This window comes from Lentzea sp. NPDC102401, assembly GCF_044765805.1.
GTDB lineage: Bacteria > Actinomycetota > Actinomycetes > Mycobacteriales > Pseudonocardiaceae > Lentzea > Lentzea sokolovensis.
This window is the reverse complement of the sequence record NZ_JBIWKS010000001.1, coordinates 434,972-449,881: the sequence shown is the minus strand read 5'-3', so window position 1 is coordinate 449,881 and position 14,910 is coordinate 434,972. Positions and strand designations below refer to the sequence as shown.

At 68.8% G+C, this 14,910-nt stretch carries 16 protein-coding genes; 9 read left to right on the top strand and 7 right to left on the bottom strand.

From position 1 onward, the window contains the following. Positions 1-87: 87 nt before the first annotated feature. Entirely contained in the window at positions 88-267 is a 180-nt protein-coding gene (locus tag ACIRG5_RS02185; protein WP_402898807.1) for a hypothetical protein, read from the top strand. Here ACIRG5_RS02185 and ACIRG5_RS02180 read toward each other — a convergent pair. Together ACIRG5_RS02180 and kstR are read right to left on the bottom strand one after the other, a co-directional pair. Continuing rightward, entirely contained in the window at positions 239-640 is a 402-nt protein-coding gene (locus tag ACIRG5_RS02180) for a hypothetical protein (RefSeq protein ID WP_402898804.1), read from the bottom strand. The two genes, ACIRG5_RS02185 and ACIRG5_RS02180, sit on opposite strands and share 29 nt — an antisense overlap. A gap of 77 nt (positions 641-717) precedes the next feature. Next, positions 718-1,293, bottom strand: coding sequence for a cholesterol catabolism transcriptional regulator KstR (gene kstR / locus ACIRG5_RS02175; RefSeq protein ID WP_245821835.1), 576 nt, complete (start codon positions 1,291-1,293; stop codon positions 718-720). A gap of 159 nt (positions 1,294-1,452) precedes the next feature. On the opposite strand from kstR, the gene ACIRG5_RS02170 reads away from it, so the two are divergent. From ACIRG5_RS02170 to ACIRG5_RS02145, 6 genes are read left to right on the top strand one after another with little or no spacing between them, the layout of a single operon-like run. Next, positions 1,453-3,354 (top strand): acyl-CoA dehydrogenase family protein, encoded by a 1,902-nt coding sequence (locus tag ACIRG5_RS02170; protein ID WP_402898801.1) that lies wholly within the window; start codon positions 1,453-1,455, stop codon positions 3,352-3,354. Continuing rightward, positions 3,354-4,316 carry an acyl-CoA dehydrogenase family protein gene (locus ACIRG5_RS02165; protein WP_402898799.1) on the top strand — a complete coding sequence of 321 codons (963 nt, stop codon included), beginning with the start codon at positions 3,354-3,356 and terminating at the stop codon, positions 4,314-4,316. The genes ACIRG5_RS02170 and ACIRG5_RS02165 overlap by 1 nt, the downstream gene beginning before the upstream one ends. After that, positions 4,306-5,433: an acyl-CoA dehydrogenase family protein gene (locus ACIRG5_RS02160; protein ID WP_402898796.1), complete on the top strand. Its 1,128-nt coding sequence runs from the start codon at positions 4,306-4,308 to the stop codon at positions 5,431-5,433. The genes ACIRG5_RS02165 and ACIRG5_RS02160 overlap by 11 nt, the downstream gene beginning before the upstream one ends. Further along, on the top strand, positions 5,433-6,317 hold the full coding sequence (locus tag ACIRG5_RS02155; protein WP_402900849.1) for a bifunctional MaoC family dehydratase N-terminal/OB-fold nucleic acid binding domain-containing protein: 885 nt from the start codon (positions 5,433-5,435) through the stop codon (positions 6,315-6,317). Before ACIRG5_RS02160 ends, ACIRG5_RS02155 begins: the two co-directional genes overlap by 1 nt. Further along, a complete protein-coding gene (locus ACIRG5_RS02150; protein ID WP_030481674.1) occupies positions 6,304-6,687 on the top strand; it encodes a MaoC family dehydratase in 384 nt (127 codons plus the stop codon). Before ACIRG5_RS02155 ends, ACIRG5_RS02150 begins: the two co-directional genes overlap by 14 nt. Then, on the top strand, positions 6,684-7,826 hold the full coding sequence (locus ACIRG5_RS02145; RefSeq protein WP_402898793.1) for a lipid-transfer protein: 1,143 nt from the start codon (positions 6,684-6,686) through the stop codon (positions 7,824-7,826). The genes ACIRG5_RS02150 and ACIRG5_RS02145 overlap by 4 nt, the downstream gene beginning before the upstream one ends. Here ACIRG5_RS02145 and ACIRG5_RS02140 read toward each other — a convergent pair. Genes ACIRG5_RS02140 through ACIRG5_RS02120 form a run of 5 tightly spaced genes read right to left on the bottom strand, consistent with a single transcriptional unit; the run spans position 7,806 to position 12,554 of the window. Beyond that, the gene (locus ACIRG5_RS02140) at positions 7,806-8,639 is read right to left on the bottom strand and encodes a MaoC/PaaZ C-terminal domain-containing protein (RefSeq protein ID WP_402898790.1); all 834 of its coding nucleotides are present in this window, start codon (positions 8,637-8,639) and stop codon (positions 7,806-7,808) included. The genes ACIRG5_RS02145 and ACIRG5_RS02140 overlap by 21 nt on opposite strands. A gap of 10 nt (positions 8,640-8,649) precedes the next feature. Continuing rightward, positions 8,650-9,621, bottom strand: a complete 972-nt coding sequence (locus tag ACIRG5_RS02135) for a 2Fe-2S iron-sulfur cluster-binding protein (RefSeq protein WP_402898788.1) — start codon at positions 9,619-9,621, stop codon at positions 8,650-8,652. Next, entirely contained in the window at positions 9,614-9,853 is a 240-nt protein-coding gene (locus ACIRG5_RS02130; protein ID WP_360039310.1) for a hypothetical protein, read from the bottom strand. Before ACIRG5_RS02130 ends, ACIRG5_RS02135 begins: the two co-directional genes overlap by 8 nt. Continuing rightward, positions 9,850-10,986: a Rieske 2Fe-2S domain-containing protein gene (locus ACIRG5_RS02125; RefSeq protein WP_402898785.1), complete on the bottom strand. Its 1,137-nt coding sequence runs from the start codon at positions 10,984-10,986 to the stop codon at positions 9,850-9,852. The genes ACIRG5_RS02130 and ACIRG5_RS02125 overlap by 4 nt, the downstream gene beginning before the upstream one ends. Continuing rightward, positions 10,983-12,554, bottom strand: a complete 1,572-nt coding sequence (locus tag ACIRG5_RS02120) for an FAD-dependent oxidoreductase (RefSeq protein WP_402898783.1) — start codon at positions 12,552-12,554, stop codon at positions 10,983-10,985. The genes ACIRG5_RS02125 and ACIRG5_RS02120 overlap by 4 nt, the downstream gene beginning before the upstream one ends. 132 nt (positions 12,555-12,686) lie before the next feature. Between ACIRG5_RS02120 and ACIRG5_RS02115 the strand changes: the two genes are divergently transcribed. Together ACIRG5_RS02115 and ACIRG5_RS02110 are read left to right on the top strand one after the other, a co-directional pair. After that, on the top strand, positions 12,687-14,144 hold the full coding sequence (locus ACIRG5_RS02115) for an FAD-binding protein (RefSeq protein ID WP_402898780.1): 1,458 nt from the start codon (positions 12,687-12,689) through the stop codon (positions 14,142-14,144). Continuing rightward, positions 14,138-14,908, top strand: coding sequence for a 2-keto-4-pentenoate hydratase (locus ACIRG5_RS02110; RefSeq protein WP_402898778.1), 771 nt, complete (start codon positions 14,138-14,140; stop codon positions 14,906-14,908). The genes ACIRG5_RS02115 and ACIRG5_RS02110 overlap by 7 nt, the downstream gene beginning before the upstream one ends. The last annotated feature ends 2 nt before the right edge of the window (positions 14,909-14,910 follow it).

Here is a 14,910-nt window from a genome sequence, read left to right as displayed (position 1 = left end):
CCGGGGTTTGGTGGGCGCACACCGGGCCGATCCGGAGGCAGATCATCGGCACGTGGGGGTGCCGATGCTGGGGAAGGGGCGGAGTTCGTGACGCAACGCGGCCGATTCGCGCTGATCGTGCTCGGACTGATCCTGCTCGGGCTGGTGGCAGGTGCTGTCGTCGGCGTGCTCGGGATCGGAAGACCGTGGATCTACGTGATCGAAGCTGTCCTCGTGATCATCGTGGTACCGCCGATCATCAGGTACCGGTCACGGCATCGCAACTGACCTTCTGGCCGGGCGCGCCCGTCGCGGACGCCAGCTCCTTCACACCGTCGAGCAGGATGCGGCACGTCAGCACCTGATCGCCCTTGGGCGTGGCGGTGACCTGCGCCTTCTCGCCCGCGTTGATCACGACCTCGGACGTCCACGGCAGTGGCTTCGAGACGCTGACGTTCTGCGGCGTCTCCTTGCGGTAGCGGGTGGGCGACTCGGTGTACGTCACGTCCACGAGTGACTCGGCCGGTTGGGACGAGACCTCGTAGGTGATCGCCCAGGCCTTGCCGGTGAGCGTCGTCCAGCCGCCGAAGTGGTTCACCAGGGCAACGGTTCCGCCGCCGAGCACGGCCAGCACGACGAGGACCACCACGAGCGTCTTCATAGGACAGACGGTAGGGGTGAACGCCGTGCACCGGCATCGTTCGGCGGTGTGACTCGCGGGTCATCCCACGGGACGACTCACTTCAGCAGCAGTCGCACCGTGAGTTCGAGGCGGTTCGCGACGTCCGTGGCGGTGGCGCGGCGGGTGACCCAGGCGACCAGGTTGGACAGCCACACGTCGCCGATGACGCGGGCGATGGCCTTCTGCTCCTCGGTCGGCGCGTCGTCGCTCATCGCCTTGGTGAACATGCTCTCCATGAGCAGCGAGACCCGGTCGATCTCGGCGCCCGCGGAGGCGTCGGCGAACGTGAACGCGCGCGTCATGGCCTCGGTGAGGTGCGGGTTGCGCTGCAGGCCCCTGGTGATGCGGCCGAGCACGAACAGGACGCGCTCGTACGGGCTCTCGCCGGGGACGGTGGTGCGGTCCATCTTCTCCTGGGCGCGTTCCAGTTCCACCGCGAGGCTCGACACGAGCAGGTGGACCTTCGAGGGGAAGTAGCGGTACAACGTGCCCAGCGCGACGTCCGCGCGGTCGGCCACGGCGCGCATCTGGACGGCGTCGAACCCGCCCTTGGACGCCAGCGCGATGGTCGCGTCGACGATCCGCTTGCGACGCTCGCGCTGGGCGGCCGAGCTGAGCTCGTCGCCCGCCATGAGCGCGTCCGTGCGCGACTTCGAAGGTGACACGGAGATGATCCTCCTGGAACGTGTTGCAGCTGCCTTCGCATCATACTCGATCGGTTTCCCAGCCATGATCTGTTGCCGGAAATAGAACACGTTCTATAAACTTCTTCACGTACTGGAGGAGGCCGCATGCCGATCGCCACGACCGGGGAACAACGCGCCCTGCGCGACAGCGTGGACGCCGCCAAGGGTGAGTGGGCCGATCTCGTCAGGGTCGGGTTCTTCGAGGTGACGCGGGAGGGCGGCACGGTCGCCGATCTCGCGGTGATGCTGGAGCGGGCGGCCGAGAACCTCGTGCCGGGGCCGTTGCTGTCCACGGCGCTCGTGTCGGTGCTGGTCCCGGGCTTCGAGGGGATCGCCGGGTTCGGGTTCTCGTCCCGGCACGTGGTCGGTGCCGCCGAAGCGACGCACCTGTTGCTCAAAACGGACAGTTGGATGCTCGTGCCGGTCGAGCAGGTGTCGCTCACCGCGCTGGAAGCCGTGGACCACTCACGTTCGCTGGGATCGGTGGTGGTCGACGAGCCTGGGCGGACCGTGGACGACCCGACCGACCTCGCGGTGACGTTGATGGCCGCCGAGGCGAGCGGGGTCGCGGCGTGGTGCCTGAACACCGCTGTGGAGTACGCGAAACAGCGTCAGCAGTTCGGGCGTGTCATCGGCTCGTTCCAGGCCGTGAAGCACCTCTGCGTGGAGATGCTGTGCCGCGCGGAGCAGGCGTCGTCGGTGGCCTGGGACGCGGCGCGGTCGGTCGGTGAGCCCGAACATCCGCTGGCGGCGGCGGTCGCGGCGGCGGTGGCGTTCGACGCGGCCGTCCGCAACGCCAAGGACTGCATCCAGGTGCTCGGCGGCATCGGCTTCACCTGGGAGCACGACGCGCACCGCTACCTGCGCCGGGCGTTGGCGCTGCAGCAACTCGCGGGCGGTGTGGCTTTCTGGCGCCGACGTGTCGCCGGGCTGGCGCTGGCGGGAGCACGCCGTTCGCTCACCGTCCAGGTCGGGTCGGATCCGGACGTGCGGAAGTTCGCTGAGGAGATCGCCGGACTCGACGCCGCCGCTCAACGGGAACGGCTGGCGGACAGCGGGTTCCTCGTGCCGCACTGGCCGAAGCCGTACGGACAGGACGCCGACCAGGCCAGGCAGATGGTCATCGACAGCGAGTTCGTCCGCGCCGGGGTGCGCAGGCCGGACCTGATCATCGGCGGCTGGGCGGGCCCGACGATCCTCCGCCACGGCACGCCGGAGCAGCAGGAACGGTTCGTGCCGCCGACGCTGAGCGGTGAGCTGACCTGGTGCCAGCTGTTCAGCGAACCCGAGGCCGGCTCGGACCTGGCCTCGTTGCGCACCAGGGCCGTGCGCGTCGACGGCGGCTGGAAGCTCACCGGGCAGAAGGTGTGGACGTCGCTCGCGCACCAGGCCGACTGGGCGATCTGCCTGGCCCGCACGGACTCCAGCGTCCCGAAGCACAAGGGCATCACGTACTTCCTGGTCGACATGCGCGCGACCGGTGTGGACGTGCGGCCGTTGCGGGAGATCACCGGTGACGCGCGGTTCAACGAGGTCTTCCTGGACGACGTGTTCGTGCCGGACGACTGCGTGGTCGGCGCGGTGAACGACGGCTGGCGGCTGGCCCGCACCACCCTCGCGAACGAACGCGTCGCGATGGGCTCGGCGCTCGGCGAGCCGCTGGAACAGGTCCTGAAGTCACCGTCGGCTCCGGACCACGCGGAACGGCTGGGTGCCCTGGTGGCCCAGGGACTGGCGGTGTCCGTGCTGGACCTGCGGGCGAGCCTGCGGGTGCTGAGCGGGCAGGAGCCGGGCGCGGAGTCCAGTGTGCGCAAGTTGGCCGGGGTGCGGCAGCGGCAGGACGTCGCCGAGTTCGCGGTCGAGCTGCTCGGTCCGGACGCCGCGGTGGAAGGTGAGCTGATCCACGAGTTCCTGCTCACGAGGTGCCTGAGCATCGCGGGCGGAACGACGCAAGTGCTGATGAACCTGGCAGGCGAGCGAATTCTCGGTCTACCGAGGGAGCTTTGATGGACTTCAAGCTCGACGAGACCCAGCAGGAGATCGCCGCTCTGGCGGCCGACGTGCTGGGCAGGGAGAGCGCGACCCCCTGGAAGGCCCTGGGGGAGGCGGGACTGCTGGCCCTGGCCGTTCCGGAACGGCTCGGTGGCGACGGGCTCGGCGTGCTGGAGACGGCCGTGCTGCTCACCGAGGTCGGCCGGCGGGCGGTGGAGGTTCCGGCGCTGGCCACGCTCGCGCTGGGCGTGTTGCCGATCGTTCGTCACGGAACCCCCGAGCAGCAGGACGCCTTGCTGCCGTTGGTGACCGAACAGCACGGCGTGCTGACAGCGGCGTTGAGTGAACCATCGAGACCCCTTCCTTCCGCGCCGGAAACCACGGCAGGACCGGACGGCATCTCCGGCGTGAAGATCAACGTGCCGTACGCCGCCGAGGCGCGACGAATCCTCGTCAGCACGAACAACGGAATCTTCGTCGTGGACCCGGCGCAACCCGGAGTGTCCACATCGGACGGAACCGTGCGTCTGGACGGCGCTCAGGGCGAACTGCTGGAAGGCGCCGAGGAGGGCATCCGCAGGTTCGCCCTGGCCGGAGCGGCGGCGATGGCGGACGGCGTCCTGGCCGGAGCCCTCGACCTCACCGTCGCGCACGTCGGCACCCGTCACCAGTTCGGCAAACCCCTCGCCACCTTCCAGGCAGCGGCGTGCCTGGTCGCGGACGTCTACATCGCCTCCCGCACCCTGCACCTCGCCGCGCTGACCGCCGCTTGGAGCCTTGACGACAACGACCTCGACACGGCCGCCTACTGGCTCGCGGCGGAAGCCCTGCCGGCCGTGCACACCTGCCACCACCTGCACGGCGGCCTCGGGCTCGACATCACCTACCCGATGCACCGCTACTACGGCATGGCCAAGGAGCTGACGCGGTTCGTCGGCGGAGTGGAGCACCGCTTGGGAGCCATCGATGTTCATTGACCTCACCGCCGAGCAGCTCAAGCTGCGCGACGAGCTCCGCGAGTACTTCGCGACGGTCATGTCCGACGCCGAACGCGAGGCGATGCTCACCGAACGGCACGGCGAGACCTACCGCGAGCTGGTCAGAAGACTGGGTCGCGACGGCAGGCTCGGCGTCGGCTGGCCGAAGGAGTACGGCGGGCTGGGGTTCGGGCCGATCGAGCAGCAGATCTTCGTCAACGAGGCCGCCCGCGCCGACGTCCCGCTGCCGTACGTGACGCTGCAGACCGTCGGCCCGACGCTCCAGACGTACGGAACCCAGGAGCAGAAGGACTTCTTCCTGCCCAAGATCCTCAGCGGTGACCTCCACTTCGCCATCGGCTACACCGAGCCGGACGCGGGCACCGACCTGGCCGCGTTGCGCACCAAGGCGATCCGCGAAGACGATCACTACGTCGTCAACGGGCAGAAGACGTTCACGACGGGCGGCCACGACGCGGATTACGTGTGGCTCGCCTGTCGCACCGGAGCAGCCGACTCGCGGCACAAGGGCATCACGATCCTGATCGTCGACACCACCGATCCCGGCTACTCGTGGACGCCGATCATCACCTGCGACGGCGCGCACCACGTCAACGCCACCTACTACAACGACGTTCGCGTGCCAGAGGCCCGCAGGGTCGGCGAGGAGAACAAGGGCTGGCGGCTCATCACCACCCAGCTCAACCACGAGCGCGTGATGCTCGGCCCGTCCGGACGGCTCGGCGCGCTGGTCGAACGGGTCCACGGCTGGGCCGCGGAACGTCAGCTCCTCGACGAACCGGACGTGCGGCGGGCACTCGCCGAGGCGCGGGCGGTCCACCGGGTGAACGAGCTGCTCAACTGGCAGGTCGCCGGTGGCGAGTTGGAGGTCGCGGACGCTTCGGCGACGAAGGTGTTCGCCGCGGACAGGACCCAGCGCATCGGACGATTGCTGGAAGAGCTGGTCGGACGCCATGGCGCCGACGCGGAACTGGTGCGCTGGCTGGACGTCCAGGCCCGCCGCAACCTCGTGCTGACGTTCGGCGGGGGAGTGCAGGAGATCCAGCGCGAGCTGATCGCGAACATCGGGCTCGGACTACCGCGGGTGGTGCGATGATCGACATCGAGAAGGAGGCCGCCCGCATCGCCGAACAGGGCGAGTGCGCGCCACGACTGGCCCGCGACCCCGTCAACCAGCCGATGATCAACAACTGGCTGGAGGCCATCGGCGACGAACACCCCGGCTACACCGGGACGGCGCCGCCCGCGATGGTCCAGGTCTGGACGATGGCGGGACTGCACGGCCAGCGCACCCTGGACGACCCGCTCGGCGCGATGATGACGATCCTGGACGAGGCCGGCTACACCTCGGTCGTCGCGACCAACAGCGACCAGACCTACCACCGCTATCTCAAGGTCGGCGAGCACCTGTCGGTGACGACGAGCCTGGAGGACGTGACCGGGCCGAAGAGGACCGGGCTGGGCGAGGGCTGGTTCGTCACGACCAGGAGCACCTGGTGGGTCGGCGACGAGGCCGTGGCCGAGATGCGGTTCCGCGTGCTGAAGTTCAAGCCCGCCCAGAAGCCCGAACCACAGAAGGAAACCCCGAAGACACAAGCGATCCGGCCGTCCGTCAACCGCGACACCGAGTACTTCTGGGAAGGCACGCGGCAGGGCGAACTCCGCATCCAACGGTGCGGCGGTTGCGGTCTCCTGCGCCACCCACCAGGCCCGATGTGCCCTGAATGCGGTGCCACGAAACCGAAGTACCTCGTCTCGGAGGGCTACGGCGTGGTCTACAGCTACGTCGTGCACCACCACCCGCAGGTGCCCGGCAAGCAGACCCCGTTCGTCATCGCCCTGGTCGAACTGGACGAGGGCGTGCGGATGCTGGGCGAGCTGGACGGCGAGCCGAGTGTCGGGCAACGGGTCGAGGTCGTGTTCACCAAGGTCGACGACGACCTGACGATGCCGAGCTGGAGGCCCCGTGCGGATCGGTGATTCCCTGCCCGAGTGGCACGTCGAGGCCACGCCGACGTTCGTGATCAGCACCGCGCTGGCCACCCGTGACTTCCAGGACGTGCACCACGACCGCGACCTGGCGATCCAGCGCGGCTCGAAGGACATCTTCATCAACATCCTCACCACCACCGGCCTGGTGCAGCGCTACGTCACGGACTGGGCGGGCCCGGAAGTGCTCGTGCGGCAGGTGAACATCAAGCTCGGCGCGCCCTGCTTCGCCTACGACACGTTGAAGTTCTTCGGCCAGGTCATCGAACGCGAGCAGCAGGACCTGACCATCGAGGTCGTCGGCCGGACCGCGCACGGCGACCACGTCACCGGAACCGTGAAGATCGAGGTGCCCGCGTGAACGCCGCGATCGTCGGAATCGGCGCGACCGACTTCTCGAAGGACTCCGGCCGCAGCGAACTCCAGCTGGCGGCCGAGGCGGTCAGGGCCGCACTGGAGGACGCCCGCCTCGAACCGTCCGATGTGGACGGCCTGGTCAGCTTCACCATGGACACCAACGCCGAGATCGCGGTCGCCCGTGAGCTGGGCATCCCGGAGCTGACGTTCTTCAGCCGCGTCCACTACGGCGGCGGGGCGGCGTGCGCGACGGTGCAGCAGGCCGCGATGGCCGTCGAGACCGGCGCGGCGAAGGTCGTCGTCTGCTATCGGGCGTTCAACGAACGCTCCGGGCACCGGTTCGGGCAGGTGCAGACGGCGGCCGCGGCCAACATCGACAACAGCTGGTCGTACCCGATGGGTCTGGGCACGCCGGCCGCGATGGTCGCCATGTTCGCCCGCCGGTACATGCACGAGTACGGCGCCACGAGTGAGGACTTCGGCCGGATCGCGGTGATCGACCGCAAGCACGCCGCCACGAACCCGCACGCCTGGTTCCACGACCGGCCGATCACCCTGGAGGACCACCAGTCGTCCCGCTGGATCGCCGAACCGCTCCGGCTCCTGGACTGCTGCCAGGAAAGCGACGGCGGAGTAGCGCTGGTCGTCACCTCGGCCGAACGAGCCCGTGACCTGCCGAACAAGCCCGCCCACGTCAAGGCGGCGACGCAGGGCAGCGGCGTGGACCAGTTCACGATGACCAGCTACTACCGCGACGACCTGACCAGGCTGCCCGAGATGGGCGTGGTGGCGAGGGGACTGTGGGAGAAGTCGGGCATCGGTCCGTCCGATGTGGACGTGGCCGTGCTCTACGACCACTTCACGCCGTTCGTCCTGGTCCAACTCGAAGAACTGGGCTTCTGCGGACGCGGCGAGGCCAAGGACTTCATCAAATCCGGGGCGCTCGAACTCGACGGGACGCTCCCGCTCAACCCGCACGGCGGCCAGCTCGGCGAGGCCTACCTGCACGGCATGAACGGCATCGCCGAGGGCGTGCGCCAAGTGCGCGGCACCGCGGTGAACCAGGTCGCGGACGTCGAGCACGTCCTGGTCACCGCCGGCACCGGCGTCCCGACCAGCGGCCTAGTCCTCGGTCAGGGTTAGCACCGCGTCAGCGAGAACGGGACGGTCCCCGGCGAAGGTCGTCAGCACCAGCCGCGGGCCGTCCCGCCACACCCGCGTCGTCAGCGTCTCGCCGGGGAAGACCACGCCCGCGAACTTCGCCCCGAACGACGACACCTGCTCCGGTCCGTCGAGCATCGCGTCGATCACGGCCTTGCACACCACCCCGTACGTGCACAGCCCGTGCAGGATCGGCTGATCAAATCCAGCACGCAGAGCGAAATCAGGATCGGCGTGCAGCGGATTCCGGTCGCCGCACAGCCGATACAGGTAGGCCTGCTGCGGCAGAGTCGGGGTCTCGATCACGAAGTCGGGCGCGCGCGGAGGCACCTCGACCTTGCCAGAAGGCCCGCGGTCTCCGTCGAACCCGCCCTCGCCACGAGCGAAGATGCTGGACCGGGTCGTGTAGAGCGCGGTCCCGGCAGGGGTGACAGCGGTCGACTCCTGCACGATGACCGCGGCCTTGCCCTTGTCCCACACGTCCGCGATCCGAGTCCGCAACACGGCCTCGCCCTCAGCGGGCAGCGGAGCGTGCACCGTGATCTCCTGCGTTCCGTGCAGAACGCGGGCCAGGTCGATGTCGACACCGGGGAACGACACGGCAGGCGGTGCGGTCTCGTGGAAGCGCGGCGCGACAACGCCGAAAGTCGGCAGCACCCGCAGACCCCGCTCGTAGACGTAACGGAGTTCCGTCGCCCCCAGAGCCAGGTGGTAGAGCAGCACGTCGGACTCGGACCAGGAGAACTTGATCTCGGGAAGTTCCGCCCCGATCGCGACAGCGGGATCGATCGGCATCAGGCGCCCCTCACTCGTAGCTGATCTTCACGATGTCGGTGACCGGAACCGACTGGCACGCCAGCACGATGCCCTCGGCGATGTCGTCGGAGTCGAGCACGTCGTTGTTGAGCATCTTGACCTCGCCCTCGACCAGCCGGCACGCGCACGCACTGCACGCGCCCTCCCGGCACGAGTACGGCGCGTCGAGTCCCTTCTCCAGCAACAGGTCGAGCAACTTCGTCCGCGCGGGCCACGGAAACCGGTGCTGCTCACCGTCCAGGTCGACCTCGACCACCGCGTCCGGCCGATCGTCCGTGATCGGCTCTTCGACTGTGGAGAAGGGATCACTGGACAGCGACACGAACTTCTCGATGTGCACGACCGAAACGTCGTGCAACGCCTTGCGAGCAGCCTCCATGAACGGCCCGGGCCCGCACACGAACGCCTCGTCGCACGACCGGACGAACGCCCGCAGTCCCGCCGCGGAAGGCAGTCCCTGCACCGACTCCAGCCAATGCACGACGGTCAGTCGTTCCGGATGCGCGCGAGCCAGTTCGGCGAGCTCGCGGGCGAAGATCACCGAAGCCTCGTCCCGGTTGGCGTACACCAGGAACACCCGCCCGGCGCCTTCACCGAGCACGGCCCGGATGATCGACATGACCGGCGTGATCCCGCTCCCGGCGGCGAAGGCCAGCAACGACCCGTCCAGCGACGACGGCGTGAACACCCCGGCCGGCGCCAGCACGTCCAGTTCCATCCCGGCGGACAGCGACGAGCACATCCAGTGCGACCCGTACCCGTCCGGCGTCCGCTTGACCGTGATCTTCAACGGCTCGCCCGGCGCGCTGGACAGCGAGTAGCACCGGGCCACGTCACCGGCCCGCACGGTCAGGAACTGGCCGGGCTTCACCGCGAAGTCCACCCCCGACAACACGAACGAACGCGCGTCGGCGGTCTCCTCGATCACGGCGTCGACCCGCAGCCGGTGCACCTCAGCCATCGGCGACCTCCAGCGTCCCCTCGCGCACGGCTTTCTCGATGCCGTCCCGCAGCCGCAGACACGTGGGCACGAAGGCGGACCGCGGCCCGCACAGCTCGACGCACGTGGAGGTGTCGGAGAGCCACTGCACGCTGGTGTGCTGCGGGCTGTTCTTCTTGACCAGCACCCGGTTCCCGCAGTCGCACCGGACCGGAACCATGCCACCGACGAGGAACTCGTCGCGCTCGCTCACGTCGCCTGCTCCTGGGGTTGCTGCTTGGCGAGGTTCTCCGCGACCTCCTTCTCCCAGACCTCGATCGCCCGGCTCGTGTCGACCTCGAACTCGAAGCGCCGCACCATGTCGTCGCTGACGTCCTCCACGTCGACGTAGAACTGCTCGTACCAGCGGCGAAGCTGGTAGACCGGCCCGTCCTCCTCGCACAGCAACGGGTTGTCGACGCGCGACTTGTTCTGCCAGATCTCCACGTCCTGCAGGAACCCGACACCGATGCCGCGCGCGAACTTCCTCGCGATCTTGTCCGCGTGCTCGTCGTCCACGCCGGGCAGCTTCTTCACGATCGCGCCCCACTGGAGCTTGAACGAGGTCGGCGAGATCGGGTAGTGGCAGTTGATCAGCACCGTCTCGATCTCGAGGCCCTTGTAGTCGTTCCACAGGTAGTCGATCATGTACGACGGCCCGTAGTACGCGGCCTCGGAACGCACTTCCACGTCACCGGTGTAGTTCGAGCCCATCGCGACGTCCGGACGGCCACGTGTGGTCAGGTACTGCGAGGCGACGTGACCCTCCATCACGTTCTTGAAGTACGTCGGGAACGCGAAGTGGATGTAGAAGAAGTGGGCCATGTCGACGACGTTGTCGATGATCTCGCGGCAGTTCGCGTTGTCGATCACCACCGAGTCCCAGGTCCAGTTGCTCCACTCGTCGCTGAACGCCGACTCGATGCGCGGGATCGTGATGTGCTCGGGCGGCGGGTTGCCCTGCGGGTCGTTCCACACGAAGAGCTGCTTGTTCTCCTCGAGCGTGATCCACGACCGGGTGCGTGCGCGCAGCGGAACCCGCTTGGCGTAGGGGATGTCGACGCACTTGCCGTTGCCCGCCCAGCGCCAGTCGTGGAACGGGCAGGCGATGTTGTTGCCCTTGACCGTGCCCTGGGTGAGGTCGCCGCCCATGTGCCGGCAGTACCCGTCCAGGACGTTGATCTTTCCGTCCTCCGAGGTGAACACCACGAGCTTGGTGCCGAACGCCTCCACGGCATGAGGTTCGCCGTCGCGGAAGTGACTGGCGAGACCGAGACAGTGCCAGCCGCGCGCGAACCTCGCTGGAGGCGCGCCGGCGTCGATCGTCCGCACGCTGTCCTGCGTCATCGCTTTCCTCCAGAGATGTCGAGGCCGGCCAGATATCCGAACGTCATCGCCGGTCCGAGGGTGGCGCCCGCGCCCGCGTAGGTGTGGCCCATGACGGACGCGCTGGTGTTGCCCGCCGCGTACAGGCCGTCGATCACCGAACCGTCCTCGCGCAGCACCCGCGCGTGGGTGTCGGTGCGCAGGCCGCCCTTGGTGCCGAGATCGCCGGGCACGATCTTGACCGCGTAGAACGGGCCGGTCGTCAGTGGCGCCAGGTTGGGATTCGGTCTGTTGCGCGGATCGCCGTAATAGCGGTCGTACGCGCTGTCGCCGCGGTGGAAGTCGGCATCCTTGCCTTCCACGGTCAGGGTGTTGAACCGCCGCACGGTGTCCACCAGTTCCGGCAGGTCGGCCGCGTGGGCGAGTTCGTCCAGACCGGGCGCGGTGAGCACGGAGTCCTTCCAGCGCCGGGGGAGCGGTCTGCGTGGTGGGATGCCGCAGAACGGGTAGCGGCTGCGGTAGGAGTGGTCGAAGACGAGCCAGGTGTCGCCGGTCATCGCGTTGACCACGTCGATGTAGGGCGCGGCCTCGTTCACGAACCGGCGGCCGGTCTTGTCGACCAGCACGCAGCCGGGCAGGGACCGCTCCGCGAGCAGGAAGAACGGGCCGCGCGGCAACGGGACGGACGGGCCCCACCAGGCGTCGTCCATCAGCCCGACGGCCGCGCCCGCCCGTTGCCCGGCCTCGATGCCGTCACCGGTGTTGGCCTTGGCGCCGACCGTCCACTCCGTACCGATGTCCTGGTGCTGCTTGCGCATCCGTTCGTTGTTCTCGAACCCGCCGGACGCCAGCACCACGTGGTTCGCCAGGATCACCTTCTCGCCGACGACGACTCCGGCCACGCGGCCGTTCTCGAAGTGCAGGTCGGTCATCGCGGTGTTGAGTCTGACCTCGACGTTCAGCGCTTTCAGCCCTGCCCGCAGCCCCGCGGACAGCGCCTGGCCCATGGTCAGCCGGCGGCCGGGCAGGAACCGGCGGGCGAAGACCTTGGCGGCGGTGACGATGCCGCGCGGGTGCCGTCCGATCAGCGTCAGCCAGCGGTAGTCGGTCTGGGTGATCACGATGCCCGCGGGCGTCGGCACGTACGGCGGTTCGAGGTCCTTGAGCTCGTCGCCGAGCAGCGCCGCCTTGAACGGCAGGGGCTCGACCGAGCGGCCGCGTGGCTGCCCTCCTGGCGCCTCCGGGTAGTAGTCGGAGTACTCGCGGACCCACCGGAACTTCAGCGGCGTGTGGGCGCTGACGAACGCCAGCATGGCCGGTCCGGCGTCCAGGAACGCCTCCCGCAGCTCGGCCGGGACCTCGCTCGCGATGTGCGCGAGATAGGTGCTGGCCCGCTCCGGCGAGTCGGGTATGCCGTTGGCGGCGACCACGGCGTTGTTCGGCACCCAGATGCCGCCGCCCGACCGCGCGGTCGAGCCGCCGTAGTGCTCGGCCTTCTCGATGACCAAGGTCCGCAAGCCGTTTCGAGCGGTGCAGAGCGCGGCTGTCATGCCCGCCGCGCCGCTGCCGACGACGATCACGTCGTACATCACACCTCCACGGGGCTCCAACTAGAACAGGTTATAGTTCTGAGGCGGTTTGGCGCTATGGTGTAGGAGTTCCAGGCAAGTCGACTCACCAAGAACCTGTTTCTGGCCAAGAACCTGTTCCAGGAGGGTTGCGTGGAGGTCACCGCTGACGTGGTCGTCATCGGCTTCGGTGCGGCCGGCGCGTGCGCCGCGATCGAGGCCGCGGCGGCTGGTGCGTCCGTGGTGGTGCTGGACCGGTTCGCCGGTGGTGGCGCGACCGCGTTGTCCGGCGGCGTCGTCTACGCGGGCGGTGGGACGCGGCAGCAGGTCGAGGCCGGTGTCACCGACTCGGTCGACGCGATGTTCTCCTACCTGCGGCACGAGGTCCGGGACGCGGTGTCGCCAGGGACCCTGCGGAGGTTCTGCGAGGACAGCGCGAAGATGCTGGCCTGGCTGGAGGACCAGGGCGTGCCGTTCGACGCGCGGGTGTCGCCGTTCAAGACCTCGTACCCGACCGACGACTACTACCTCTACCTGTCCGGCAGCGAGGACGCCTGGCCAGACCCGGCGCCGCGCGGACATCGGACCAGGGCGAAAGGCACGTCGGGCAAGGCTTTCTTCACTCGTCTGGCCGAAGCCACCCGGCGCGCGGGCGTGCGGATCATGCCGCAGACCCGGGCCGTCGAACTGGTCGTCACGGACGGCCGGGTGACCGGCGCGCGATGCCGGACTCTCAGCGGACTTCCACGGGTTCTGCACGGAGCGTTGTCCAAGGCGGGCGCGAAGCCGTGGCTCTACTACCCGCCTTTGGGCAAGAGGCTGTTCGGGCTGGCAGCGTGGCTCGAACGGTTCAGCCGGCCGTTGATGATCAACGCCGGGCAGGGCGTGATCATCGCGGCCGGCGGCTTCATCGCCGACCGCGGTTTGGTGCACGAGAACGCTCCTGCCCACCGCGGTGGCCTCGCACTGGGCACGCCCGGCGACGACGGTGGCGGGATTCGGCTCGGTGTGAGCGCCGGTGGCAGGACGGCGCGGATGGACAAGATCTCGGTGTGGCGGTTCATCACGCCGCCCAGCGCGTTGCAGCGCGGGGTGCTGGTCGACCCGGCCGGGCAGCGGTTCGGGGACGCGACCCTGTACGGCGCCGCCAACGGAGGTGCGATCGTCGAACGCGGCGGCAAGGCCTGGCTGCTGATCGACGACGAGATCCTCCAGGTCGCGCGAGCCCAGGTGAAGACGCAGACTTCGCCGTTTCAGCGCTGGCAGGTCCGCTACCTGCTGGGACGCGGCATGGTGACCGCGCCGACCATCGAGGAAGTGGCCGCCAAAGCCGGAATCGCGCCGCCAGAGCCGTTCGGGACGCCGCCCTATTCGTTGATCAACGTGTCGGTGCGCGCGGGGTTCGGCTACCCGTGCCCGATGCTCACGCTCGGCGGGCTCGTCGTGGACGAGGACACCGGTCAGGTGCAAGGAGTCGCAGGCCTGTACGCGGCGGGCCGGTCGGCGGTCGGGGTGTGCTCGGAGTCCTACGTCAGCGGCCTCGCGCTCGCCGACTGCGTCTTCTCGGGCCGCCGTGCGGGGCAACACGTAGCCAAGGAGGCCCGGTGCTGACGATCCAGAAACGGGAGGCGGCCGCCGAACTGCTGCGGATGGCGGAACGCGACCGCGTGCCGATCAAACCGCTGGTGGAGCTGTATCCCGACATCGACGTGGTGGACGCCTACGAGATCCAGCTGCTCAACGTCCGGCACCGCAACAGGGACGTGATCGGCCACAAGGTCGGCCTCTCGTCGTTGGCGATGCAGCAGATGATGGGTGTCGACGAACCCGACTACGGCCACCTGCTCGACGACATGCAGCTCGCCGGAACCGCGGACGCGTCGGCGTACCTGTACCCGCGGGTCGAGGTGGAGATCGCGTTCCTGCTGGCCCGCGACCTGCCTGGCGAGGGCTGCACGGTCGAGGACGTGCTGGCGGCCACCGAGTTCGTCGCGCCCGCCATCGAGCTGATCGACAGCCGGATCGAGAACTGGCGGATCGGCCTGCAGGACACCATCGCGGACAACGCGTCGTCGGCCGGGTTCATGCTGGGCTCCGAGCGCGTGCGTCCGTCCGAACTGGACATCGGCGCCGTCGCGGCCACGTTGCGACGCAACGGCGAGGTGGTCGCCGAGGGACGTGGTGACGCCGTGCTGGGTGATCCGGCGATCGCGGTGGCGTGGCTGGCGGCCAAGGTCGCGAGCTTCGGCGTCCGGTTGCTGGCCGGGGACATCGTGCTGCCCGGTTCGTGCACGCGTGCCATCGACGCCCGGCCGGGTGACGAGTTCCACGCCGAGTTCGCCGGACTCGGCTCCGTTGACCTGAAGTTCGAATAGGG